Origin of the sequence: Aliidiomarina celeris, assembly GCF_003316875.1 — a bacterium.
Lineage (GTDB): Bacteria > Pseudomonadota > Gammaproteobacteria > Enterobacterales > Alteromonadaceae > Aliidiomarina > Aliidiomarina celeris.
Genome location: NZ_QMIL01000002.1, coordinates 396,976 through 418,806 on the forward strand (window position 1 = coordinate 396,976; position 21,831 = coordinate 418,806).

Annotated in this window: 20 protein-coding genes; 10 read left to right on the plus strand and 10 right to left on the minus strand. The window is 51.2% G+C overall.

The window, feature by feature from the left end; translation table 11 throughout:
- The first annotated feature begins 56 nt into the window (after window positions 1-56).
- Window positions 57-296, plus strand: coding sequence for a hypothetical protein (locus DQW12_RS06105; protein ID WP_113906954.1), 240 nt, complete (start codon window positions 57-59; stop codon window positions 294-296).
- Window positions 297-313: 17 nt separating this feature from the next.
- On the plus strand, window positions 314-1,072 hold the full coding sequence (locus DQW12_RS06110; RefSeq protein WP_157957863.1) for a putative metalloprotease CJM1_0395 family protein: 759 nt from the start codon (window positions 314-316) through the stop codon (window positions 1,070-1,072).
- Between the two features lie 2 nt (window positions 1,073-1,074).
- On the opposite strand, the gene DQW12_RS06115 is transcribed toward DQW12_RS06110, so the two are convergent.
- From DQW12_RS06115 to DQW12_RS06130, 4 genes are all read right to left on the minus strand, one after another.
- Complete coding sequence (locus DQW12_RS06115) at window positions 1,075-1,998, minus strand: AEC family transporter (protein WP_113906956.1); 924 nt, start codon at window positions 1,996-1,998, stop codon at window positions 1,075-1,077.
- Between the two features lie 2 nt (window positions 1,999-2,000).
- A complete protein-coding gene (locus tag DQW12_RS06120; RefSeq protein WP_113906957.1) occupies window positions 2,001-4,337 on the minus strand; it encodes a Tex family protein in 2,337 nt (778 codons plus the stop codon).
- A 75-nt stretch (window positions 4,338-4,412) separates the two neighbouring features.
- Window positions 4,413-5,030 (minus strand): glutathione S-transferase family protein, encoded by a 618-nt coding sequence (locus DQW12_RS06125; protein WP_113906958.1) that lies wholly within the window; start codon window positions 5,028-5,030, stop codon window positions 4,413-4,415.
- A 91-nt stretch (window positions 5,031-5,121) separates the two neighbouring features.
- Window positions 5,122-7,563, minus strand: coding sequence for a S9 family peptidase (locus tag DQW12_RS06130; RefSeq protein WP_232819904.1), 2,442 nt, complete (start codon window positions 7,561-7,563; stop codon window positions 5,122-5,124).
- Between the two features lie 158 nt (window positions 7,564-7,721).
- Between DQW12_RS06130 and greB the strand changes: the two genes are divergently transcribed.
- The 4 genes from greB to envZ all read left to right on the plus strand — a co-directional run bounded on the left by greB (window position 7,722) and on the right by envZ (window position 10,690).
- A complete protein-coding gene (gene greB / locus DQW12_RS06135) occupies window positions 7,722-8,204 on the plus strand; it encodes a transcription elongation factor GreB (protein ID WP_113906960.1) in 483 nt (160 codons plus the stop codon).
- A gap of 127 nt (window positions 8,205-8,331) precedes the next feature.
- Complete coding sequence (locus tag DQW12_RS06140) at window positions 8,332-8,562, plus strand: hypothetical protein (RefSeq protein WP_113906961.1); 231 nt, start codon at window positions 8,332-8,334, stop codon at window positions 8,560-8,562.
- A gap of 92 nt (window positions 8,563-8,654) precedes the next feature.
- Complete coding sequence (ompR, locus tag DQW12_RS06145) at window positions 8,655-9,380, plus strand: osmolarity response regulator transcription factor OmpR (RefSeq protein ID WP_113906962.1); 726 nt, start codon at window positions 8,655-8,657, stop codon at window positions 9,378-9,380.
- Between the two features lie 2 nt (window positions 9,381-9,382).
- Entirely contained in the window at window positions 9,383-10,690 is a 1,308-nt protein-coding gene (gene envZ / locus DQW12_RS06150) for a two-component system sensor histidine kinase EnvZ (protein ID WP_113906963.1), read from the plus strand.
- Here the strand turns inward: envZ and sthA are convergent.
- Both sthA and yrfG read right to left on the minus strand, forming a co-directional pair.
- Entirely contained in the window at window positions 10,687-12,114 is a 1,428-nt protein-coding gene (sthA, locus tag DQW12_RS06155) for a Si-specific NAD(P)(+) transhydrogenase (protein ID WP_113906964.1), read from the minus strand. The genes envZ and sthA overlap by 4 nt on opposite strands.
- A 52-nt stretch (window positions 12,115-12,166) precedes the next feature.
- A complete protein-coding gene (yrfG, locus tag DQW12_RS06160; RefSeq protein WP_113906965.1) occupies window positions 12,167-12,829 on the minus strand; it encodes a GMP/IMP nucleotidase in 663 nt (220 codons plus the stop codon).
- A 65-nt stretch (window positions 12,830-12,894) separates the two neighbouring features.
- Here yrfG and nudE point away from each other — a divergent pair, with 65 nt between their 5' ends.
- Together nudE and cysQ are read left to right on the plus strand one after the other, a co-directional pair.
- The gene (gene nudE, locus DQW12_RS06165) at window positions 12,895-13,458 is read left to right on the plus strand and encodes an ADP compounds hydrolase NudE (RefSeq protein WP_113906966.1); all 564 of its coding nucleotides are present in this window, start codon (window positions 12,895-12,897) and stop codon (window positions 13,456-13,458) included.
- Window positions 13,455-14,309 (plus strand): 3'(2'),5'-bisphosphate nucleotidase CysQ, encoded by an 855-nt coding sequence (gene cysQ / locus DQW12_RS06170; RefSeq protein WP_113906967.1) that lies wholly within the window; start codon window positions 13,455-13,457, stop codon window positions 14,307-14,309. Before nudE ends, cysQ begins: the two co-directional genes overlap by 4 nt.
- Here cysQ and DQW12_RS06175 read toward each other — a convergent pair.
- Together DQW12_RS06175 and DQW12_RS06180 are read right to left on the minus strand one after the other, a co-directional pair.
- Entirely contained in the window at window positions 14,306-14,542 is a 237-nt protein-coding gene (locus DQW12_RS06175) for a YheU family protein (RefSeq protein ID WP_113906968.1), read from the minus strand. The two genes, cysQ and DQW12_RS06175, sit on opposite strands and share 4 nt — an antisense overlap.
- 2 nt (window positions 14,543-14,544) lie before the next feature.
- A complete protein-coding gene (locus DQW12_RS06180) occupies window positions 14,545-15,552 on the minus strand; it encodes a hydrolase (RefSeq protein WP_157957864.1) in 1,008 nt (335 codons plus the stop codon).
- Between the two features lie 41 nt (window positions 15,553-15,593).
- On the opposite strand from DQW12_RS06180, the gene DQW12_RS06185 reads away from it, so the two are divergent.
- Entirely contained in the window at window positions 15,594-18,452 is a 2,859-nt protein-coding gene (locus tag DQW12_RS06185; RefSeq protein WP_113906970.1) for an insulinase family protein, read from the plus strand.
- Here DQW12_RS06185 and DQW12_RS06190 read toward each other — a convergent pair.
- The gene (locus tag DQW12_RS06190) at window positions 18,449-20,341 is read right to left on the minus strand and encodes an ATP-binding cassette domain-containing protein (protein ID WP_113907235.1); all 1,893 of its coding nucleotides are present in this window, start codon (window positions 20,339-20,341) and stop codon (window positions 18,449-18,451) included. The genes DQW12_RS06185 and DQW12_RS06190 overlap by 4 nt on opposite strands.
- 100 nt (window positions 20,342-20,441) lie before the next feature.
- On the opposite strand from DQW12_RS06190, the gene DQW12_RS06195 reads away from it, so the two are divergent.
- Entirely contained in the window at window positions 20,442-20,651 is a 210-nt protein-coding gene (locus DQW12_RS06195) for a YheV family putative zinc ribbon protein (RefSeq protein WP_113906971.1), read from the plus strand.
- 19 nt (window positions 20,652-20,670) lie between these two features.
- Here the strand turns inward: DQW12_RS06195 and queG are convergent, their stop codons facing one another.
- Window positions 20,671-21,813, minus strand: coding sequence for a tRNA epoxyqueuosine(34) reductase QueG (queG, locus tag DQW12_RS06200; RefSeq protein WP_113906972.1), 1,143 nt, complete (start codon window positions 21,811-21,813; stop codon window positions 20,671-20,673).
- Window positions 21,814-21,831 lie beyond the last annotated feature (18 nt).

The following is a 21,831-nucleotide window of genomic DNA, read 5'->3' on the forward strand; positions in this document are numbered from 1 at the left end:
ACTTGCCTCCTCGAGCTGATTGCGCAATAATTAAACAGTTTCGAGGAGGTTTTCTCATGTATATTCAGGCTGCAAATTCCGCAGGGTATGCAAACAGCTTGCAAGGCTTAGCCAATGCCAGTGCGCAAGTGACTAACGCCAGCGAACGTATTGCTACTCGTGCCACAGAAGGTGGCAGTGCAAGCGTGCAAGCGCAGGTCGACTTACTTGCGGGAGAAAAACTGTATGCAGCTAATGCGCGCGTACTCGAAACGCAAAGTAGTATGATTGGTTCCGTACTTAATATTAAAGCGTAGCGAGTACTTTTATGGTTATGGCGGTTACACCTTCGGTTCCTTTTGTTCCAGCGTCTATTGCTGGACCAACCGACAGTGCGCGCCGCGAAAACCAAATTCGAGAAGTGATTACCCAAGTTTCGCAAAGCGAAAGTTTTGCCCGTGAACGTGGCATGGGCGCAAGCCCTGATCGCGCGCCGCCACCCGGTATTCCTAATTTTTCCAAGCAAGTAGCCGACGCTCGCCAAGAAGGCGAACAGTTGCGCCGTCGCGCCAAAAAGGACGACGAGCAAAGCAATACGCTTTCCGAAAGCGAAGAAAAGAAAGTAGAAGAGTTAAAGCAACGCGATCAAGAAGTGCGGCGCCATGAGGAAACCCACGCAAGTGTGGGTGGTCAGTATGCAGGTTCGCCCCAGTACGACTTTGAACAAGGCCCCGACGGGCGCAATTATGCGGTTGGCGGGCAAGTAAATATAGACGTTACCCCTATTCCTGACGACCCTGCAGCGACTGTGTTGAAAATGCAAATTGTACGTCGCGCCGCGTTAGCGCCTGAAGAGCCTTCATCGGCAGACCGTCAGGTTGCCGCCGACGCCCAACGAAAAGAAGTAGAAGCTCGCCAACAAATGAGCGAAGCGCAGCGTGAAGCGAACGCCGAAAGTGGACAAGAAAACGCACTCAATGCAGATGTGTCGGACCAAGAGCTTGAGCGTTGGGCTACCCGTGGCAGTGCCATTGAGTCGGCGTACCAAAGGAGCTTCCGGCCACAAGAAAATTCCGTTCTCGCACAAGCCTGAGCTTAAGCTACGAGCACTTGCTGCGTAAGCCAGTGCATTATTGGTAAAGTCGCCATCCCTAGCACCACCCCATAGCCGACGATACCCGCAACCAGCCGCGGCCGTAATCCTGCACTCATGGCTAATGCTCCCGCGGTGATCATGGGCGGCATGGCGGCTTCGAGCACGGAGACTTGCGCAGCGACGTCGTTGAGGCCAATCCAATAGAAGCTCGCCAGCGCTACGAGCGGCAAGACCAGCAACTTAATACTCAGTGCGATTATAAACGGCGGAATATCGGCGCGGAGCACCTTAAATTTAAGTTGAAAACCCACCGCAATCATCACCACCGGTACCAAGGTGGCGGCGAGCACTTCGAATAGCTGCTGCAGCATACTTGGGTACTCGGTTTGGCCTACGGAAAGAGCAACCAGCAAGGCGATGAGCGGAGGGAAACGCAACAGCGCTACGGCTTGCTCTTTCTTGCTTGGTTTACTACCGCTTTGCGTATTGGCATAGTGAGCCGCGATTACCGACGTGAAGAGCGCTAACGCCAAAAACGAACCCGCCTGGTCATAAAGTACAGCGAACGGCAGGGCGCTGGTGCCATAGAAGGTTTCCACCATAGGAAAGCCGAGAAACGAGGTGTTTCCTAAAGGTACGACAATAAGCATGGCACCCGTGAGATCACGGCCCCACTTGAACAACCGGCTACACAGCAATACTAAACCAATAGCAAGCGCGAACATGGCCCAAGGGGTAAATATGGGGGTAAGTACTGCTGCGCTCACCTCAAGGCTAGGCAAATGCAGTAGAATCATTGCCGGAACGGCAACGTGAATTACGTATTGATTCAGCACCAAGCCAGAGTTTTCGGGCAGTGAGTGGGTACGTTGCAGTACCCACCCAATCGCCAAATACGCCAAAATAAGGCCAAGGCTTTCCATGCTTAACGTTTTTTCGCGTTTGCGAACGCTTCTGCAAAAGCGTTCCCCATGGCGGCATTTCCGCTACCCGCAGGTGTGGAGGCCTTGCCACTTCCGCTACTACGCGTTTGACCTTTGCTTGCGCGGCCCGCCGATTTGCCTGTGCTTGGCTTTGCTGTCGAGGTCATTGTTGGCTGTGGAATTTCGTCGTTTAAACGCATGGTAAGGCTAATACGTTTGCGTTCGAGGTCTACTTCCAACACTTTCACTTTCACTATCTGACCGGCTTTCACCACTTCGTGTGGGTCGCTCACGAAGGTGTCGGCAAGGGCTGAAATATGCACCAGCCCGTCTTGGTGCACGCCAATGTCAACGAAAGCACCAAAGTTGGTCACATTGGTCACCACGCCTTCGAGTGTCATCGCTGGCTTTAGGTCTTTAAGCGTTTCAACGCCTTCTTTAAACTCTGCGGTTTTGAATTCTGGCCGAGGGTCACGGCCTGGCTTTTCCAATTCTTTTAAGATGTCGGTAACCGTGGGCAAACCAAACTGGTTGTCGGTGTAGTCTTCCGGCTTTAAGCTGCGTAAAAAGTTCACGTCGCCAATCAGATCCGCAAGCGCTTTGTTGTGCTGCTTGGCGATACGTTCTACCAAAGGGTAAGCCTCTGGGTGCACGGCTGAGCGGTCGAGCGGATGGTCGCTCGCCGCTACGCGCAAAAATCCTGCCGCTTGTTCGAAAGCTTTTGGCCCTAAACGAGGTACTTTTAAAAGCGCTTTGCGGTTTTTGAACGACCCTTCTAAGTCGCGTTGCAGTACAATATTTTGTGCTAAGTTTCGGTTTAAGCCGGCAACCCGCGCTAGCAATGGTGCCGACGCTGTGTTCAATTCTACCCCGACCGCGTTTACGCAGTCTTCAACCACTGCGTCGAGGCTGGTGGCGAGCATCGACTGGCTGACATCGTGCTGATATTGACCCACGCCAATCGACTTCGGCTCAATCTTTACCAGCTCGGCAAGCGGGTCTTGCAACCGACGGGCAATAGAAACCGCGCCACGGAATGAAACGTCGAGGGCAGGGAACTCGTGGGCAGCGAGTTCCGAGGCTGAATACACAGACGCTCCGGCTTCGCTCACCATTATTTTTTGCATTTTAAGTTCGGGTAAGGCTTTGAGTAATTCGCCGGCAAGTTTGTCGGTTTCGCGTGAAGCGGTGCCGTTGCCAATGGCGATTAACTCCACCTTATGCTGTTTGCACAGTGCCGCCAAAGAACGCAACGACTTGTCCCACTGGTTCTGCGGCTGATGCGGAAATACTGTAGTGTGGTTTAATAGCTTGCCGGTGGTGTCGACCACCACAACTTTAACACCGGTTCGTAACCCTGGATCTAACCCCATGGTCGTTTTTGCGCCAGCCGGTGCGGCCATCAGTAAGTCCTTCAGATTCGTCGCAAATACGCCAATAGCACCTTGTTCGGCATGATCTCTAAGCTGCCCAAGCAGATCGGTTTCCATACGTGGCAGTATTTTAATACGCCAAGTCCATTGCACCGCTTGCTGGCGCCATTTGCCCACCGCTGATTCTGCAAGTGTAAGGCCAAAATGAGCAGTAATGCGGCCTTCGTAAGCGCCTGTGTTGTCGGGGTCGCCGTTAAGCTTCAATTGCAATACGCCTTCGTTACGGCCACGCAATAACGCTAACATGCGGTGCGAAGGTACTTTTTTCAACGGCTCTTGGTAGTCGAAATAGTCACGGAACTTGGCGCCCTCGATTTCCTTGCCGGGCACCATGGCTGACTCCAAAATACCTTCTTGCCATAATTGCGAACGCACATGTTTAAGTAGTTGCGCGTCTTCGGCAAAGCGTTCCATAACAATAAAGCGCGCCCCCTCGAGTACCGCTTTTGTGTCCGCAAATCCGGCTTCCGCGTTTATATATTGCAGCGCTATGGCCTCTGGATCCGCAGCGTCATTGCTAAGCAGTTCATCGGCTAAGGGTTCAATACCCGCTTCAATCGCAATTTGCCCTTTGGTACGGCGTTTGGGCTTGTAAGGAAGGTAAAGGTCTTCAAGTTCGGTTTTCGACGTGCACTGCTCAATGGCCTGTTGTAATTCCGGGCTGAGCTTCTCTTGTTCGGCAATGCTTTTTAAAATAACCGCACGGCGATCGTTTAGTTCGCGCAGGTACACTAGCCTTGTGGCTAAAGTACGCAGTTGGGTGTCGTCGAGACCGCCGGTTACTTCTTTGCGGTAGCGAGCGATAAAAGGCACCGTAGCACCTTCGTCGAGCAACTGAATGGTAGCGTCAACTTGGGCTTGGCGAACATTGAGTTCTTGCGCAATCATGTGCGAAACAGCAGACATACAACTAAATTCCTATACGAGCTTGAACATGCGGGCGCTGTAGCCCGCAAAAACGGCCGCTATAGTACCGCAGAATCAGGCTTTTGCCGACTCCCTTGCACTCACGCGCTCATACCATGCTTGTAAATGCTTCTGTTCTGGCTGAATTCTTACGTTTACGACGCGGGCAAAATCAACCGTGCAGAGGGCATTAATGTCGGCAGCAGTGAAGCGGCCAGCGGCAAGCCATTCTTTATGTTCAAGTTGCTTGTTCAGAAAATGGAAGAACTTTTCCACATTGGTTTTGCACTCGTTGCCCCACGCTTCATTCGGCGTCATACGGTCTTTGAAGTATCCGCTTAAATGCTGAAAAGCCATGCCTGTTGGCAAGAAGAAATAGAACTCAAGCCAGCGCAGCCATTGTTCAATTTCTGCGCTTTCCTTTGGCGTGCTGCCCAACAGGTTGGGCCGGTCTGGGAAGCTTTCTTCGAGGTAGCGGCAAATCGCCATGGTTTCCGCAATGCAGGTACCGTCGTCGAGCTCCAGCACCGGTACTTTTTTCATGGGATTTTTGGCGATGAACTCCGGGCTAAGGTTGTCGCCTTTTTGCAGGTCCATTTCAACACGTTCAACCTGATCAAGTAGCCCTTTCTCGGCTAAAAACATGCGCACTCGGCGCGGGTTTGGGGCAATTGCCATTTCGTAGAGTTTCATGTTGGCTCCTGTTCATTAGCCTAACGTTATTATTAGAGAAAAAAGCCGCGAGGTTTCCCGTCGCGGCTGGTGTTCAAAAGTAACGTGTTACTTAATTGGCTTCAGATTCGGCATTTTTTACGAATTCGTCAAGCCATTCTACGGTTTCCCATAGCATGTGCAGTACCGACTCTCGAGCACGGTAACCGTGCGACTCGAGTGGTAACATGACCAAGCGGGTGGTGCCGCCCAATCCTTTCACCGCCTGATACAAACGTTCGCTCTGCATGGGGAAGGTGCCCGAGTTGTTGTCGTCAGTACCGTGAATCATCAGTAACGGCGTTTTAATTTGGTGTGCCGCAAAGAACGGTGACATGCGAATATATAAATCTGGGTCGTCCCATACGGTACGCTCTTCGCGCTGGAAGCCAAACGGCGTGAGGCTGCGGTTATACGCACCGCTGCGCGCAATACCTGCTTGGAATAAATTACTGTGCGCTAAAACGTTTGCGGTCATAAAAGCGCCGTACGAGTGACCACCGAGGGCCACGCGGTTCGGGTCTGTTACGCCGCGGTCTGCACCCGCTTTAATCGCTGCTCTTGAATTCATCAACAACTGCTCAATAAAGCTGTCATTAGGAAGCTCGTCGCCCATACCTACAATCGGCATAGTCGCATTGTCGAGCACTGCATAGCCCTGAGTGGCAAGGAATTGCGGGCGCCAATAGCTAATGCGGTTAAACTCGTAAGGAGAACCCGACACCTGAGCCGCTGCTGCATTGCTGCGGAACTCACGTGGGTAAGCCCAAATAATAGTGGGCAATGGGCCGTCGCGTTCGGCGTCATAGCCTGCAGGCAAAAATAGTGTCGCCGACATGGGGAGGCCGTCTTCACGCTCGTAATGAATTAACTCACGAGAAATATCGACCGTATGTGGCATCGGGTGTGGTGTGTTGGTCAGTGCTCGTAAGCTGTCGTTGTTCAGATCCCGAACAAAAAAGTCGGGAGGCGTGTTCACGCCTTCTCTGCGCGTTAAGAACAGACCTTCAGCGGCATTGAGTGCAGTTTGTGGCACTTCGTAATAAGGTGCTTCTGAACGCCATAACCGTTCGGTATCGCCCGTTGCTAATTCACGGCGGTCGATAAACGGCCGTTCACCTTCGTCAGACGCTCCCGCGCCCGTTAAAAGAATATGGCCGTTGTTCACCAACAATACTGAGCGCCCTTCTTCATTGCGGGTCATCAGTGGTGAACCTGGGTCGTTGTAGCGGTCTTCCCAAGAGCGCTCCCACATGAGTACTGGGCTTTTCTTTCCACTTGGATCAACTTGCCAGAGCTTTTCAGTACGGTCACTCCACATGCGCTCATATACCAGAGCGAGTTCTTCGTTGGCGGCGACTAGGCCCGCATAACGCATGCTTAGGTCAACCAGCTTTTGCGGCTCGGCACGGAAAGGTGCGGCGAGTTGAAACACGGAGTCGCGAACTTCAGCTGCTTGGCGTGGGTCACCACCGTCTTGCGCTTCAGTCCACACTAAGGTCGCGTCTGCGTCGCTCCGCCAGCTAATGCTGCGGCGCGTGTCGACAACAGCATCAAAGGCAATGGGTAAGTTGTCGGCGAGCGGTTGCTCTACTACCCGGAATACCTGCTCACCCTTGCTGTTCAATACGTCGGTGGTGCGCGCAAAGCGGAACAGCGGTACAGAGTATGAATAAGGACGCTGTAAATAGGTTACCAGCATGTAGTCGCTGTCTGGCGACAGGCTAACATCGGAATAGACGGCGGTATCAGCAACCACCGTTGTACGACCGCGACGATTCACGCGTACAATTTCACTGCTAAAATAGTGGTCGAACAGCTTTTCGTCGTGTTCATTTTGCAGCAGGTCTTGATACGTGCGCGCAGGGGCAGTACGGCCGCGGCTCTCAGTTACAATAGGGCCTACGGGAACTCGTGGCTTTGCCGGCTCAGCGCCCCGGTTTTTCGGTACCGCAAGCAAATAAACAGTTTCGTTGTCTGCCGCCCATTGAATTGGGTTACCCCATACCGCATTGGCTTTGAGGTTACTCCAACGCTCTGCTCGGCCGCGGTCCATGTCTACGCGCCAAAGTTGTGCTTCTGTTTCTTCGAGCTGAATGAAGGCTAAATATTTGCCATCGCTCGACCAGCTTGGATAAATAGCCCGCAAATTACGCGGCAAACCACGAATGCTTTGGGCTTCACCACTGGCAATATCAATAAACGATAGTGCATTCATAAACCGCGCTTGGCTTATGGAATTGTTGTCTGGATTAATACGGCGACCGGCCAAACGATGCTCTGGCGCGGCAAGGTCGGCTATTGAAGGCAGTGCAGGGTAGCCCGCAACCAGCAGAATTTTTCCGCCAGGTGCAACAGCTGCTGCCGGGGCGGGCGCTGCATCGACAATATCAATAATTTCTTGGGCCGGCTCCTGATAACCAATGTCAACTTGGTTGGCGGTTACCGGCGTAACCAGTAGCAGAGCAGCAGTAAAAATACTGCCAAGCCCTGTTCTCATTAAAACAGATTTCACAATACAGCTCCTTTTGTTGGCGCTTACCGATTGAGTTTCGTAAACTCCTATCCAACCGCGAATAGGCAAAAATAGCGAGCGAAATGAGATAACTGGCAGGTCGATAAAGACCAACATAAGCCCGCATGTATTCACCTTTATCTATAAAACAGGTTGTTATGGCAAAAACCCAGCTTATTACCCGTGAAGGCTACGAAAAACTGCAAAAAGAACTCGACCATTTATGGCGCACAGAGCGCCCTGAGGTGACCAAAAAAGTAGCTTGGGCAGCGAGCCTCGGCGACCGCAGCGAGAATGCCGACTATAAATACAACAAGCAGTTACTGCGGCAAATTGACCGACGCGTGCGGTTCTTGCGTAAGTGCTTAGAAGAGCTGCAAATAGTCGACTATTCTGTGCAACAAGAAGGCAAGGTGTTTTTCGGCGCTTGGGTGGAAATTGAAGACGTTGAGGGCGTACGAAAACGCTTTCGTATTGTTGGCCCGGAAGAAATTTATGGCCGCAATGACTATGTGTCAATCGACGCTCCCATGGCGCGTGCATTGTTAAAAAAAGAAGAAGGCGACGAGATAACAGTACGCCTGCCGCAAGGCGGCACCAAGCACTGGTACATTGAGCGTATTGAGTACGTTCGCGCGTAATCCAAGCATTGGGCGTAATTTCCGCGCGCTTAGTCGCAGCAATGGGGCGCTTAAGCAATCCAAAAAATTGTACATTTACTATACTGTAGGGAGGCAATTGTATGCCTGAATCGTTTGGAGGTATGTCATGTTTAAGTTATTCATGCTTTCAGCGGTTGCCCTCACCCTCATGGGATGTGCAAGCACAGGAAGTCGAACAGCAACCACTGAAATTGATTGGGAACAAGTTGAGGCAATTGAGCGCGCGAGCCGAAAGAGCCAAATGGCCACTCGCGTTATTTGGATTAATCCGCCACGCAAACAAACCACCAGTGTCGCCGAATTATTGGAAGACGACGGGGTTGGTAATAATCCGTAACAAAAGAAACCCCTGTTGCAAGGCGAAATCGTTGGCATTGTAACGGGGGCGTTTTACACTGTTCTTAATGTAACTGGAATGGTGTACCCGCAATGACAAAAACAGCGAGTCGAATTTTGGTAGTGGACGACGACGTTCGACTACGAGCGTTGCTTGAGCGCTATCTCACCGAGCAAGGGTTTCTTGTCCGCACAGCGGCCGACAGCGAACAAATGAACCGCTTGTTGGTGCGTGAAACTTTTCACTTGATGGTGTTAGACCTCATGCTGCCGGGCGAGGACGGTATTTCTATTTGCAAACGCTTACGCGGCAAAGAGAACGCTATCCCTATTATTATGCTGACCGCAAAAGGCGACGAAGTAGACCGTATTATTGGCTTAGAAGTAGGAGCCGACGATTACATGCCCAAGCCTTTTAACCCGCGCGAGTTGCTAGCCCGCATTAAAGCGGTATTAAGGCGGCAGTCGCAAGAAGCGCCGGGCGCACCGTCAGCGCAAGATAAAGTGGTGAAGTTTGGTGAGTTTTGGTTCAACATGGGCACCCGCGAATTCCAGCGCGGCGACCAACCCATTACCCTTACCAGCGGAGAGTTTGCGGTGTTAAAGGCGCTTGTGAGCCACCCGCGCGAGCCCTTGTCGCGCGACAAACTTATGCACCTTGCTCGGGGCCGAGATTACAGTGCCATGGAGCGCAGCATCGACGTTCAAGTGTCGCGCTTACGGCGCATGATTGAAGCCGATCCAGCCAATCCACGCTATCTGCAAACGGTTTGGGGCTTAGGCTACGTATTTGTGCCTGACGGTTCAGTGCGCGACTAACGATGAGGTTTGCGCCCCGTACCGCCTTTGCTCGAACCATAGCGTTAATTGCCTTTATTTTGGTCATTAACCAAGTGGTGTCGTACTTGCTGATCACCATGTACGTGGTAAAGCCCACGGTGGAACAACTCAGCTTCCTTGTTGCGCGACAAGTACAAGCGCACCAAATTATTGCCGAACAGCGCCTGCTGCCTCGTTTACGTTATCGGTACCAGGAAATTTCGGGTATTGAAATTATGAACGACGGCGAAGCGCGCGACAAAGGCGTGGAAGCGGCAACGCCTTATGCTTTTTTGTCGTCGGAAATTAGTTCGCTTTTGCAAACGCAAACCCAAGTTCGTGTCAGCCAATCTGGGCAAATTTATATTTGGATTTACGTAGAGCAAGAAGGGCTTTGGTATCGGGTGCCGATGAGCGGCCTCGACGAACGACAATTTTCGCCCTTGCTGTTCTATTTAATTCTTATTGGTGGGCTGAGTGTGTTGGGTGGCGCTTGGTTTGCACGTTGGCTAAACCGACCATTGCGGCGTTTACAACATGCCGCGCTGGACATTGGCCGTGGCATTTATCATGAACCCTTGCCTGAGGGTGGCGTGAGTGAAATTATGAACGTTACTCGAGCGTTCAACCGCATGTCGCGTGGCATACAGCAGCTGGAAGCCGACCGTTCTTTGCTGCTTGCGGGCATTTCTCATGATTTAAGAACACCGCTCACCCGAATTCGGCTGGCAGCGGAAATGATGCAAAACAAAGAAGACTTGCTGTGTGAAGGTATTATTCAAGACATTGACGACATGAACTCGATTATCGACCAATTTGTGGATTTTGTGCGTTCGCCTGATTTAACCGACTTTGAATGGAAGAATATCAACACCCTCATTCACGATCTCGTGCTTACCAACGAATATACCGAAGACGACCGCCTACAATTGGTGTTAAGCGACAAATTGCCGCCGGTATACATGCAACCCACCGCCATGAAACGTGTGCTCACAAATTTAATTGTAAATGCTCGTAAGTACGGCGCTGCGCCTATTCAAGTGAGCACCGGCCTGTTAAATCGTGGCAAAGGCGTATGGTTTGAGGTGCGTGACTCCGGCGCTGGTATTCCAGAGCATAAATTGGAAGACATGTTTAAACCCTTTACCCAAGGTGATGTAGCGCGCGGCGGCGAAGGTTCCGGTTTGGGCTTAGCCATTGTGAAGCGCTTTGTTGATCAACACCAAGGTTTAATTGAAGCGAAAAACCACCCTGAGGGTGGCTTTTCGGTTCGTGTGAAGTTGCCGGTTGAGCGCAAACGCGTCGGCTAGTCGCTCGGCGCAACCCGATTCAGGCCGTTTAGCGCAGCCACACGGTACGCCTCAGCCATAGTAGGGTAATTGAACGTGGTGTTAATAAAGTAGTGAATAGAATTGCCGCCATTTTTTTGTTCCATAATGGCCTGCCCAATGTGAATAATTTCAGACGCCCGCTCACCAAAGCAGTGAATGCCGAGAATTTCTTTGGTTTCGCGATGGAAAATAAGCTTTAAGCTGCCCACATGGCTGTCGGCAATTTGAGCGCGGGCCAAATGTTTGAATTGTGCGCGCCCCACTTCGTAGGGAATACCTTCGCTGGTAAGTTGCTCCTCAGTGGCGCCCACGGAACTAATTTCCGGAATGGTATAAATGCCCGTAGGTATATCGGAAATAAGTTTACTTTCACAGGCTCCGTCGAGCACCGCTGTGGCCGCAATGCGGCCTTGATCATAGGCTGCACTGGCTAAACTTGGGTAGCCTATGATGTCGCCAACGGCATAAATGTTTTCAACCTCGGTGCGGTAATTCGCGTCGACTTCAAGCTGACCTCGATAATTAGCTTTCAGATTCACAGCATCGATATTGAGGTGTTCTATATTACCCGAGCGCCCGTTGGCGTAAAGTAAACAGTCCGCAAACATGCGCTTACCAGATTCGGTGGTAAGCACTACACCGTCTTCGCGGCCTTCAATGCTTTTAAATTCCTCGCCATGACGAATCACCACGCCGCTATTGCGTAAGTGGTAGCTAAGGGCGTCGGAAATTTCGGTGTCGAGAAAAGAGAGCAGCCGGTCGCGGTTGTTGATGAGATCAACCTTTACCCCCAAGCCTCTAAAGATACTGGCATATTCGCAACCAATAACGCCAGCACCTACAATGAGAATGGAACGAGGATCATGTTTTAACTGCAGTACCGTGTCGGAGTCGTAAATTCGTGGATGACTAAAATCGACATGAGGCGGCCGGTAGGGTCTTGACCCGGTTGCTAACACGACATTCTGGGTTTTGATGTGCTCAATGGAGCCGTCTGGCTTGGCAATTTCTAACAAATGAGCGTTTACAAATGCTGCTTTTCCGTGAATAACGGTGACGTCGTTGCGAACATAAAATGAGCTGCGTAACGACACCTGTTTGCGAATAACTCCCTCGGCATGGCGAAGAATTTCGGAAAAGGTAAGTTTTAGCGCTACTTGGTCTTGTTTAAAGAGCGGGCTAGAGTTGTACTCAATTAAACGGCTTACTGAATGGCGTAGCGCTTTTGACGGAATAGTACCCCAGTGCGTGCAACCACCCCCCAAGCGCGGGTAGGCTTCAACAATGGCCACATTCATGCCGCGTTTAGCCAACATCATAGCAGCACCTTCACCCGCGGGACCGGAACCGATCACAACGGTATGAAACTCAGCGGCAATTTTCGGGCTTTTTGCTGCGGCCATAAGATTTTCCTTATTCAGTAAAATAAACGGTGTTTAACGCAACGGCTAATCGTCAGAGCTCTGTAAGCGCCGGCAGTTCGGAAAATAGATCCACGCTTGCATGCGTTACAAAGACCTTTTCCGCTTGTTGGCTGTCTGGTGTACGGATGCCTAAAGTATAGCGAATTCCAAAACGCTCGGCACTGTCGAGAATATGCTCACCGTCGTCGACAAATAAGGTGCGCGCGGGGTCAAAGGAAAGGCGCTGCTGCAGCCCTTGCCAAAGTTCTTGGAATTCTTTGCAATAACCAAATTCATGAGTGGAAAATTGCAGTGGGCAGCGCTGAGCCAAATCGGTGTGTTGGTTTTTTAATGCTAAGGCGTCAGGGTGGGCATTGGTAACGAGTGCCACCTGCTTGCCCGCGCTACGCAAAGATTCTAAAAAATGGGGTGCGTCGGCACGATACTTGATCTTGTTTACAGAGCGCGCCTTTAATTGCCGAATCGGCAAGCCTAGAGTGCGTTCCCAATAGTCGAGGCTGTACCAGTTTAAAGTGCCCGCCACTTCGGCAAACTTCTGATTAATTTGATCTTTTGCTTCTGCTAGGGGCAGGTTATGCTGTACGGCAAAGCATTCTGGCAAGTAATTGAGCCAAAAATGATTGTCGTAATGCAAGTCAAGTAAGGTTCCGTCCATGTCTAAAAGCACGGTGTCGATGGAATTCCAATTCAGCATGGGGTTTTCTCGCCCTTTATTTATGTGTATGTTTACACTGTCAACCGAGTAGAAGCAGAAGTATTATGGCCGCCAAGCAGGTTCCTACCATTTTGTCGCGAAGCATTGTAGCGAAAAGTCGCTTACTTCGCATTGAAGCTGTTGATTTAAAGTTTAGCAATGGCGAATTGCGCCAGTATGAACGCATGCAAGGCAGCGGCCGCGGTGCTGTTATGGTCGTTCCGCTACAAGACCCCGAAACTATGCTACTTGTTCGTGAGTACGCGGCGGGTTTACACAATTACCAACTGGGTTTTCCAAAAGGCTTAATTGACCCCGGCGAGAGTCCCGAACAGGCTGCAGTGCGCGAGTTAAAAGAAGAAATAGGCTTTGGCGCCAAGCGCTTGGTGCCGCTCAAGTCGGTGTCGATGGCGCCGGCGTTTTTCTCAGCCACTATGCATTTGTATTTAGGCTACGACCTATACGCCGAGAAGCTGGTGGGTGACGAGCCCGAACCGTTGGAACTGGTACCATGGAAAATTTCCGAGCTGGATGCTTTACTGTTACAAGAAGACTTTACTGAAGCCCGCAGCGTTGCGGCATTACTCTTGATGCAGCGTTGGTTTGCGCAAGGAGGACAGCTTACATGAGTCGGTTTCTGGAAGGTGAACCGCCCAGCATTGAACAGCTAGCCAATCTATTACAAGACACTGCTGACATTGCGGCGGAAGCTGGTGCATTGCTACTGCAACGACAGCGCGAAGGTAGTTATGAAGTGCAGGAGAAAAATGACCATTCGCCAGTAACCTCTGCAGACTTCGCCGCCAGTGAACTGATTAGCCAGCAGCTACTCAAAACCAGTGCGCATATTCCGGTGTTAACGGAAGAAGCACTCAAGCCTTGGCATGAACGTCGCGACTGGCCGTCGTATTGGTTAGTCGACCCACTTGATGGAACCCAAGAGTTTATTTATGGCAGCCCGGATTTTGCGGTGAGTATTGCCTTAGTGAGCCACAACGAGCCCGTGCTTGGGGTGATTTACTGGCCAGCTGAAGACGCGCTTTACTATGCTGCGAAATCACAAGGCGCATGGCGTAGGGTAGGTACTAAGCAAGAAAATATTAGTGTGCGTCGTTTGCAAAACCCACAACGCGACGCTATTACCGTAGCCTTGAGTCGTCGGCAGCCTGTAGAACGCATTTTGTCGCGTATGAGTCATGGCGAGCGTGTAATTGAACATGTAAAAACAGGGAGTTGCACGTTAAAGTCGTGCTTAGTTGCCGAGGGCAGTGCCGACTGTTTTATTCGGGTGGGTGAAACGGGCGAGTGGGACACGGCAGCGGCACAAATTTTGGTTCAGGAAGCGGGCGGCAGTTTAGTCGACGAAAATTTTAATCCACTCACGTACAACCGCACTGCTCACCCGGTTAATCCTAATTTTCTAGTGCTTGGTGACCCGCGTGTCGACTGGCCGGCGTTGCTGCCCGAACATTTGCGTTAAGGCTCGCTTGCCGAGTCGTCGACATAAGTGTCTTTGGCCACAATATTCACGCTTTCATGGAGTTCAGACCAAACAATAATGGCACTACCGTTTTTCAATTGTGCTTTTACTTGCTCAATTTTTGTCGCCAACGGCACGTCATGCTCGCCATACTCGGTACCCTCTTGCAGTACAAATTGTTCAATCAGTGCTGCAAGTGTTTCGGGCGCGAGATCTTGCCATGGAATTAACATGTTCAAAACTCCTTAAACCAATGCATGAGTTTATGCGGCAGCCACGGCTGCAGTTGCCCAGTGCGGTGGGCGCTTAGTTGTGTATAAAAGCCCACATGGCCGCCATGTTGTTGCAGCTCATAACGAACTGCAGGGGGTATTTGCGCGGGGGCTGGAATACAGGCATCGCAGGTAAATGGGTCGTCTTTTGCGTGCAAAACCAAAAGCGGTGTGCGCACAGCCGGTAAAAAAGCCAAACCACTGCACTTTTGGTAGTAGTCGTCGGCGCCGGCAAAACCGTGCAAAGGCGCTGTTACTTCATGATCGAATTCCGCAAAGGTACGGATTGAGAAAAGTGCGCGTTGGCTCAATTTCACTTGATGAGTAATGAGCCCTGCTTCGATCTTCTGCCAGGTTTTGTGCTTTAAACTGTTGAGTAAATGGTTTCGGTAGAGCCGCGATATACCGCGGTTAATACGCTCTGAGCTCGGGCCGAGCGCTAATGGCGCGCTAATACATGCAGCGGCTTGCAACGGGCTATGGCCCTGCTCGCCAAGTAACTTCACTAGCATATTGCCACCTAAGCTAAACCCAGCGGCAAAGAGTTTGCGCTCGGGATAACGCTGGCGTAATCGCTGTATGAACTCAAGAGCGTCTTGCGTGTCGCCAGAATGATAAGCGCGTGCGGTAGCATTCATGCGGCCTGAACAGCTGCGAAACTGCATAACCACAGCTTGCCATTGTTGCGCACAAGCCGCCTGCATGAGCTGGTCTACGTACGCGGACTTCGCACTGCCCTCGAGGCCATGAAAAATAATAACAATGGGTGCAGCGCTGGCTTTTACCTGTGCCGCAGAATGGCTCCACGCTAAATCAATAAAGTCATTGTCGTAGGTGCGAATGGTTTCAACATGCAGTAGGCTACTTGGCTTGTATTTACTCAGCCGCGACCACAATGTTTGTACGTGAGGGTTGCGTAATAATAAGGGTGCCTGAAAAGTAGCATTGCATGTGTGGCTGTTGCTTTGCATAATTCCAATATTGTCCTTCATTTTTCTAAAACGGAACACTCATGACAGTTGCTAAGGTTTACCCGCGCGTTCATCAACTCTTTTTCACGGGTTTAATGCTGTCGCTATTGCTGCTTACGGCATGTAGTCCGGCGTCGCAACCCCGTGCGATTGAACGCGAACCCGACGTGTATGCAAGCCCCTATGATACACGGGATTATCGCGAAATAACGCTAGAGAATGGTTTACGGGTTATTTTAGTGACCGATCGTGAAACTGAGAAGTCGGCTGCGGCCCTTGCGGTGGGCGTGGGAAGCTTGCAGAACCCTGATGACCAGCAAGGGTTGGCTCATTTTCTCGAGCATATGTTGTTTTTAGGAACCGAGAAATATCCAGATCCCGATGAATATTCGGAGTTTATGTCTCGCCATGGCGGTAGCCAAAACGCCTACACCGACGACAACGTTACCAACTACATGTTTGAGGTGAACAATAATGCGCTGCCGGAGGCGCTTGACCGCTTCGCCGATTTTTTCAAGGCTCCACTATTTACTCCCGAGTATGTGGAAAAAGAGGTTAACGCGGTGCATTCCGAGTGGTCTATGCAGCGTGAGAACGACGGCTATATTTTGCATGCCTTAAATAATAAAACCTTAAACCCTGAACACCCCATTACGCGCTTTCGAATTGGTAATAATGAATCGTTAAGTAACAAGCCGAATAGCGAGCTACTGGCGAGCATGGTGGAGTTTTATCAGCGCTATTATTCGGCAAACTTAATGACGGCTACGGTGATCGGCAATCGGAGTTTGAATGAGCTAGAAGAATTAGCCCGAGGTGCCTTTGCTGACATTCCGAACTTTAACGCAACAGTTCCAGCCATTGACGTGCCAGCGGCAACTGGCGAGCAACTGCAGCAAATTATTTATTACCAGCCGCAAGCTGAAATGCGCACGCTCATGATCGACTTCGTAATTCCCAATCAAAGTGAAGCTTTTGCCAGTAAGCCAGAAAGCCTCGTTGCCTATTTAATTGCTTCGGAAATGCCAGGTACGCCCGCTGCCGTGCTCCGTGAAGCCGGCTTGATAGAGCAAATGGGCGCATGGGGGCAGTCGAATATGTATAGCAACGCTGGGTTATTGCGGGTCACCATTACCTTAACCGAACAAGGTTACGAGCAGCGTAACTGGGTTATTGGGTTGATGTTCCGATATTTCGATATGCTTCGCCAACAAGGTGTTGACGAAGCCTACGTGAACGAACTCCGTACAGTTCTAAATAATGAGTTTCAGTTCCTAAGGGGGCAGAGTGCCTTTAGTTATGCTGCAACCTTGGCCGACGCCATGCAGCATTACCCAACACAAAATGCGATTGATTACCGCTACCGACTCGACAGCTATGACGAAGCGGCGACAACGCGTGTACTGAATGCGCTTACGGTAGAAAATGCGCGTATTTTCGTCATTGCACCCCATGTTGAAACCGACCAGTCAATGCACTACTTCCCCGCTCAGTATCGAATTGAGAAGCTAGCGAAGTCCACGTTGGTTGAGTGGCAAAACTTGTCATCTCCAATTGGAATTCGCTTACCTGCAGTGAATCGTTTCCTTCCCGAGAGTTTGCATGTGGTTGAGGGCTTAATTCAGCCCGAACCCGTTGAGCTGTTAAACAGCGACGGTATGTCGGTTGCTTATCAGCGTAGTAATCGTTTTGCCGAGCCCCGTGCGGTGGTGCTGGCGCAATACTTTAAGCCGAATCATGAAATGAGTTGGCAAGATCAACTCGCCGCGGAGCTCTTGCTCGACGCATTTCGTTTGAGTCAGAGTGGCTTGGCACGCGAGTCTGCAATTGCCGGACTGGGTTTTAATTTAAGTTATAACCGCGGACTAACGTTGTTGCTGTCGGGGTTTGACGACAAGCAGCAGGAGCTAGCGCAAACGGTAATGGCCCGCTTTGCTGAATTTGAACCTAGCGCAGAACAAATTGAAAGCTCTCGTGATCGCATGCGCCGAGAGATCGAAAACCGCGACCGGCAACGCCCTATACAGCGGCTCTGGCCAGCTTTTAATCGTATTCTGCCGCTCAATTACCATACCGATGCAGAACAACTTGAAGCCTTACGCGACCTAACCAAAGCTAACCTAATGGCGGTTCGGAATCAGTTGCTCGACAACGTGCTGCTGCGCGCGTTCATTTTCGGTAATCATACGGAAGACAGTGCTTTGAGCATCGCGAATTCGTTGCGTTCTTTCGCTCGTTTAGACCCTGAACGCACGTATGAGGAGTTTGAACCCACGCGATCGTTGCCGGGCGGTTTCCCGCTGAGTTACCAACAAGACACCAGCGTGAGTGATAGCGCTGTTTTAGAAGCCAGTTTTTTGCGCGACACGTCATTAAAAACTCAGGTGGCTTTGCGTATACTGCGCGAGTTAATGAATACCCGAGCCTTTAATCAGCTGCGTACCGAGGAGCAGTTAGGTTATGCCGTGGGTGTTACCGGTATAAATGTGCAAGAGTATCCAGGAATTGGCTTGTTCATTCAGAGCCCCGTGCGGGGGCCGGGTGCTCTCACCGAGCGTTTTCAACAGTTTAAAACCGAGTTCTCAGACTATCTTGAAGCGTTGCCAGCCGAGCGTTTTGCACAAACCCAAGACGCGGTTATTGGTGACCTGCGTCAGCCGCCACAAAACCTGAACGAAGAGGCGGGTGAGCTGAGCCAAGAGTGGAGTCGCGCGGAACCCATGTACGATCGTCGGCAACGGCAAATTGCATTAGTTGAAGCGATGACTAAAGAAGAATTGTTGGCAATTTACCAACAATGGTTAAGTGAGGAAAATGCCCGTGTACGCATTGAAATTCGTGGCAGCGAGTTTCAGCAAGAGCCGTTTTCAAACACCACCGGTTGGCAAACCTTCCCTTAAGTGTCGCGTAACAGCTCGAGCTCGGTTTCGAGTTCGAGCCACTCGGCTTCCACAGCTTCGAGTTCTTTCTCAAGTTGCCCTTGCTGTTGAAATAAAGCACTCAGCGCTGTGGGGCTCTCTTGCTGATAAAGATCGGGGTCTGCAAGCCGCGCATTCAACGTGGCGAGTTCCTGCGTTAACTTTTGCATTGCGGCTTCTACCTTTTTTAGTCGATCATTTAATGGCTTAAGCTGCAACCGCTGCGCAGCTGCGGCTTGCCGTTGTGCTTTCTTTGCGTCTTTTGGCTCTGTTGTTGCTTTTGTAGCTGCCGTTGTTTCCTGAGTTTGTGCAGTGAGCCATGCACTGTAGTCGTCGAGGTCGCCTTTGAAAGGCTCAACATTTTGGTTGGCGACCAGGTAGTAGTCGTCGACGGTGGCGCGTAAAAAATGTCGGTCGTGCGACACCACGACCATGGCTCCAGAAAATTCTTGTAAGGCGGCGACTAAGGCTTCCCGCATATCTAAGTCGAGATGGTTGGTCGGTTCGTCGAGGAGCAGCAGATTCGGCCGTTGATAGACGAGCAAGGCAAGCACCAAGCGGGCTTTTTCGCCACCGGAGAAAGGGCCGACGGGCTCAAAGGCGCGGTCACCTTGAAAGCCAAAGCGACCCAAAAAGTCACGCAGGCTTTGTTCGGTGGCCTTTGGGTCGAGCCGTTGCAGGTGCTCCATTGCGGTATCTTGAATGCGTAGGGTGTCGAGCTGATGTTGTGCAAAATAGCCAATGGCAAGCCCCGCACTGGCTTCGCGACTGCCTTGCAGGGGCGGCAGTTCGCCGGCAAGTAATTTCGTGAGCGTCGACTTACCCGCGCCATTTCGGCCGAGCAAACCAATGCGGCTGCCCGGCACTAAATTAAACTGAATGGCTTCAAGAATAACAGCGGAGCCATAACCGGCTTGTACTTGTTCTAGCTGAATTAATGGATTCGGCAGCTTTTCCGGTGGTGGAAAGCTCAAGTCATATCGATGGTTCTCGTCGAGTGGTTCGGTTGCGGTCAGTTTTTCTAAGGCTTTCAGGCGACTTTGGGCTTGCTTTGCTTTCGAGGCTTTGGCACGAAAGCGGTCTACGAAGCTTTGCAAATGCGCTCTACGCTCTTGCTCTTTTGCGAATTTTTGTTGTGCTTGGGCGCGGCGCTCGGTGCGCTGGCGCTGAAAGCTTGAATAATTGCCTTGGTAGCAGTGCGTTGTGCCTTGCTCAATATGAATGGTGTGTGAGATTACCCCGTCGAGAAAATCCCGGTCGTGAGAAATCACAATCACCGTGCCTTCAAAGCGCAGTAACCATTGCTCGAGCCAAATAATAGTGTCGAGGTCAAGGTGGTTGGTGGGTTCGTCGAGTAGTAGTAAGTCGGCGCGCGCAATTAAGGCTTGCGAAAGGTTCAAACGCATGCGCCATCCGCCAGAAAAAGAGCGCACTGGCGCCATAAATTGTTCTGGGGTAAATCCAAGCCCGGCAAGTAAGCCCGACGCACGGGCTTCAATTTGGTAGCCGCCAATGGCGTCGAGCTGGCCGTGTAAGCGCGCTATAGCTTCGCCATTGTTGTTGGCCTCGGCTTCTTTTAGCGCTGCGTGTACCGCCACATATTCGCTGTCGCCAGTAATAACATAGTCACGTGCGGCGGTGTCGAGGGCCGGAGTTTCTTGCGCTACACTGGCAATACGCCAGCTTTTGGGAATGTGCAGGCTGCCCTGATCTTCTTTGAGTTCTCCGCGTATCAATGCGAACAGCGACGATTTACCGGTGCCGTTGGCACCTACTAAGCCGACACGTTGGCCGGGAAAAATGGTAAACTGTGCGTTATTCAGAAGTTGCTTGCTTCCGCGAAGTAAACTCAGTTGTTCTGCTTGTATCATGCCTGCTGCAATTTTTAACAAAATGAATACTGCGCATGATACTGCTTTTTGGGTTCATTTCCCACGAAAGGCAATGTATTTAGCGGTAAAAGAGGTTTAAATGGCGCGCACAAAAAAACGCTTTATTGCAGGCGCAACCTGCGAAAAATGTAAGGCAGAAGACACCCTTATGCTATTTGTGGAAGACAACAAGGAACATGTGGAATGCGTTCAGTGTGGCTATAAAATGAGTGAACCGGATTCAGCCAGTGCGCAGAGTGCAACGAAACGGCCAAATGCCGACAGTGTGATCGGCATTTTTAAACCCTAACGTTGTTTCTAGGGTGTACTTAGGCGTCGCGGGGGAGCCCTTTTTCAATGGCTCGAATAAGGCGCTGCTCCTGCCGCGACTGTTTCAATACACCACCGCGCTGTTTCTCGAGTGCCCAGTCAATGTGTTCCCTTACCATGTCCGAGCATTGCGTAAGCTGTTCCTCGAGTGCGTTGATGATGTGCTGCGATGGTGGTGCATTACCCAGTGCAATGGCTAAGTTCCGCTGCCATTTTTCAAAGCCAATGCGGCGAATGGGCGAGCCTTCTGTTTTGCTTAAGAACTGCGCCTCGCTCCACGCCCAGAGTTCAAGGAGCTTGGGAGCATGCAGCTCGTGCCGCGGAACAAAGTCTTGTTCACTGGTGGGGGTGGCATAGCGATTCCAAGGGCAAATAAGCTGACAGTCGTCGCAGCCGTAAATTCGATTGCCCATAGCTTCGCGAAACTCTTCGGCAATAACCCCCGCATGCTCAATAGTGAGATAGGAAATACAGCGGCGCGCGTCGACCACATAAGGCTCGACAATCGCTTGCGTTGGGCAAATAGTTATACAAGCGGTGCAACTGCCGCAGCGCTCTTGCATGGGTTGGTCGACCGGTAGCGGCAGGTTAATTAACAGCTCGCCTAAAAAGAACCAAGAGCCATCTTTGTCGTCCATCAGCAGACTGTGTTTGCCGGTCCAACCCAACCCTGCTTTTTCCGCCAGCGGGCGTTCAAGAATAGGCGCAGAGTCAACGAATGGGCGAAAGTCGGCGTTGGTGTGGGCATGTTCCGCACAATAGTTTTTAATGCGATCGCCCAAGCTTTTGAGGCGTTTACGCATGAGCTTATGGTAGTCTCGGCCCAAGGCATAACGGCTAACGTAGGCCAGCTCACGTTGTTTCAGCACATGGGCGAATTTAGCATTGCGGGGTAAATAGTCCATACGCACACAAATTGCGCGAACACTGCCCGGATGAAGCTCGGCGGGGCGCGCACGCAACATGCCATGGCGTTCCATGTAATCCATTTCACCGTGATACTGTTTGTCGAGCCATGCTTGCAAGCTCGCCTCATGGCGGCTAAGGTCGAGATCGGTAATACCTACTTTTTGAAAGCCAAGCTCTACACCCCATTGCTTGATTAGGGTTGCGAGCTGTTGATAGTCAATGAGCTGTGCCATAAGGGTGCTAGAAACGCT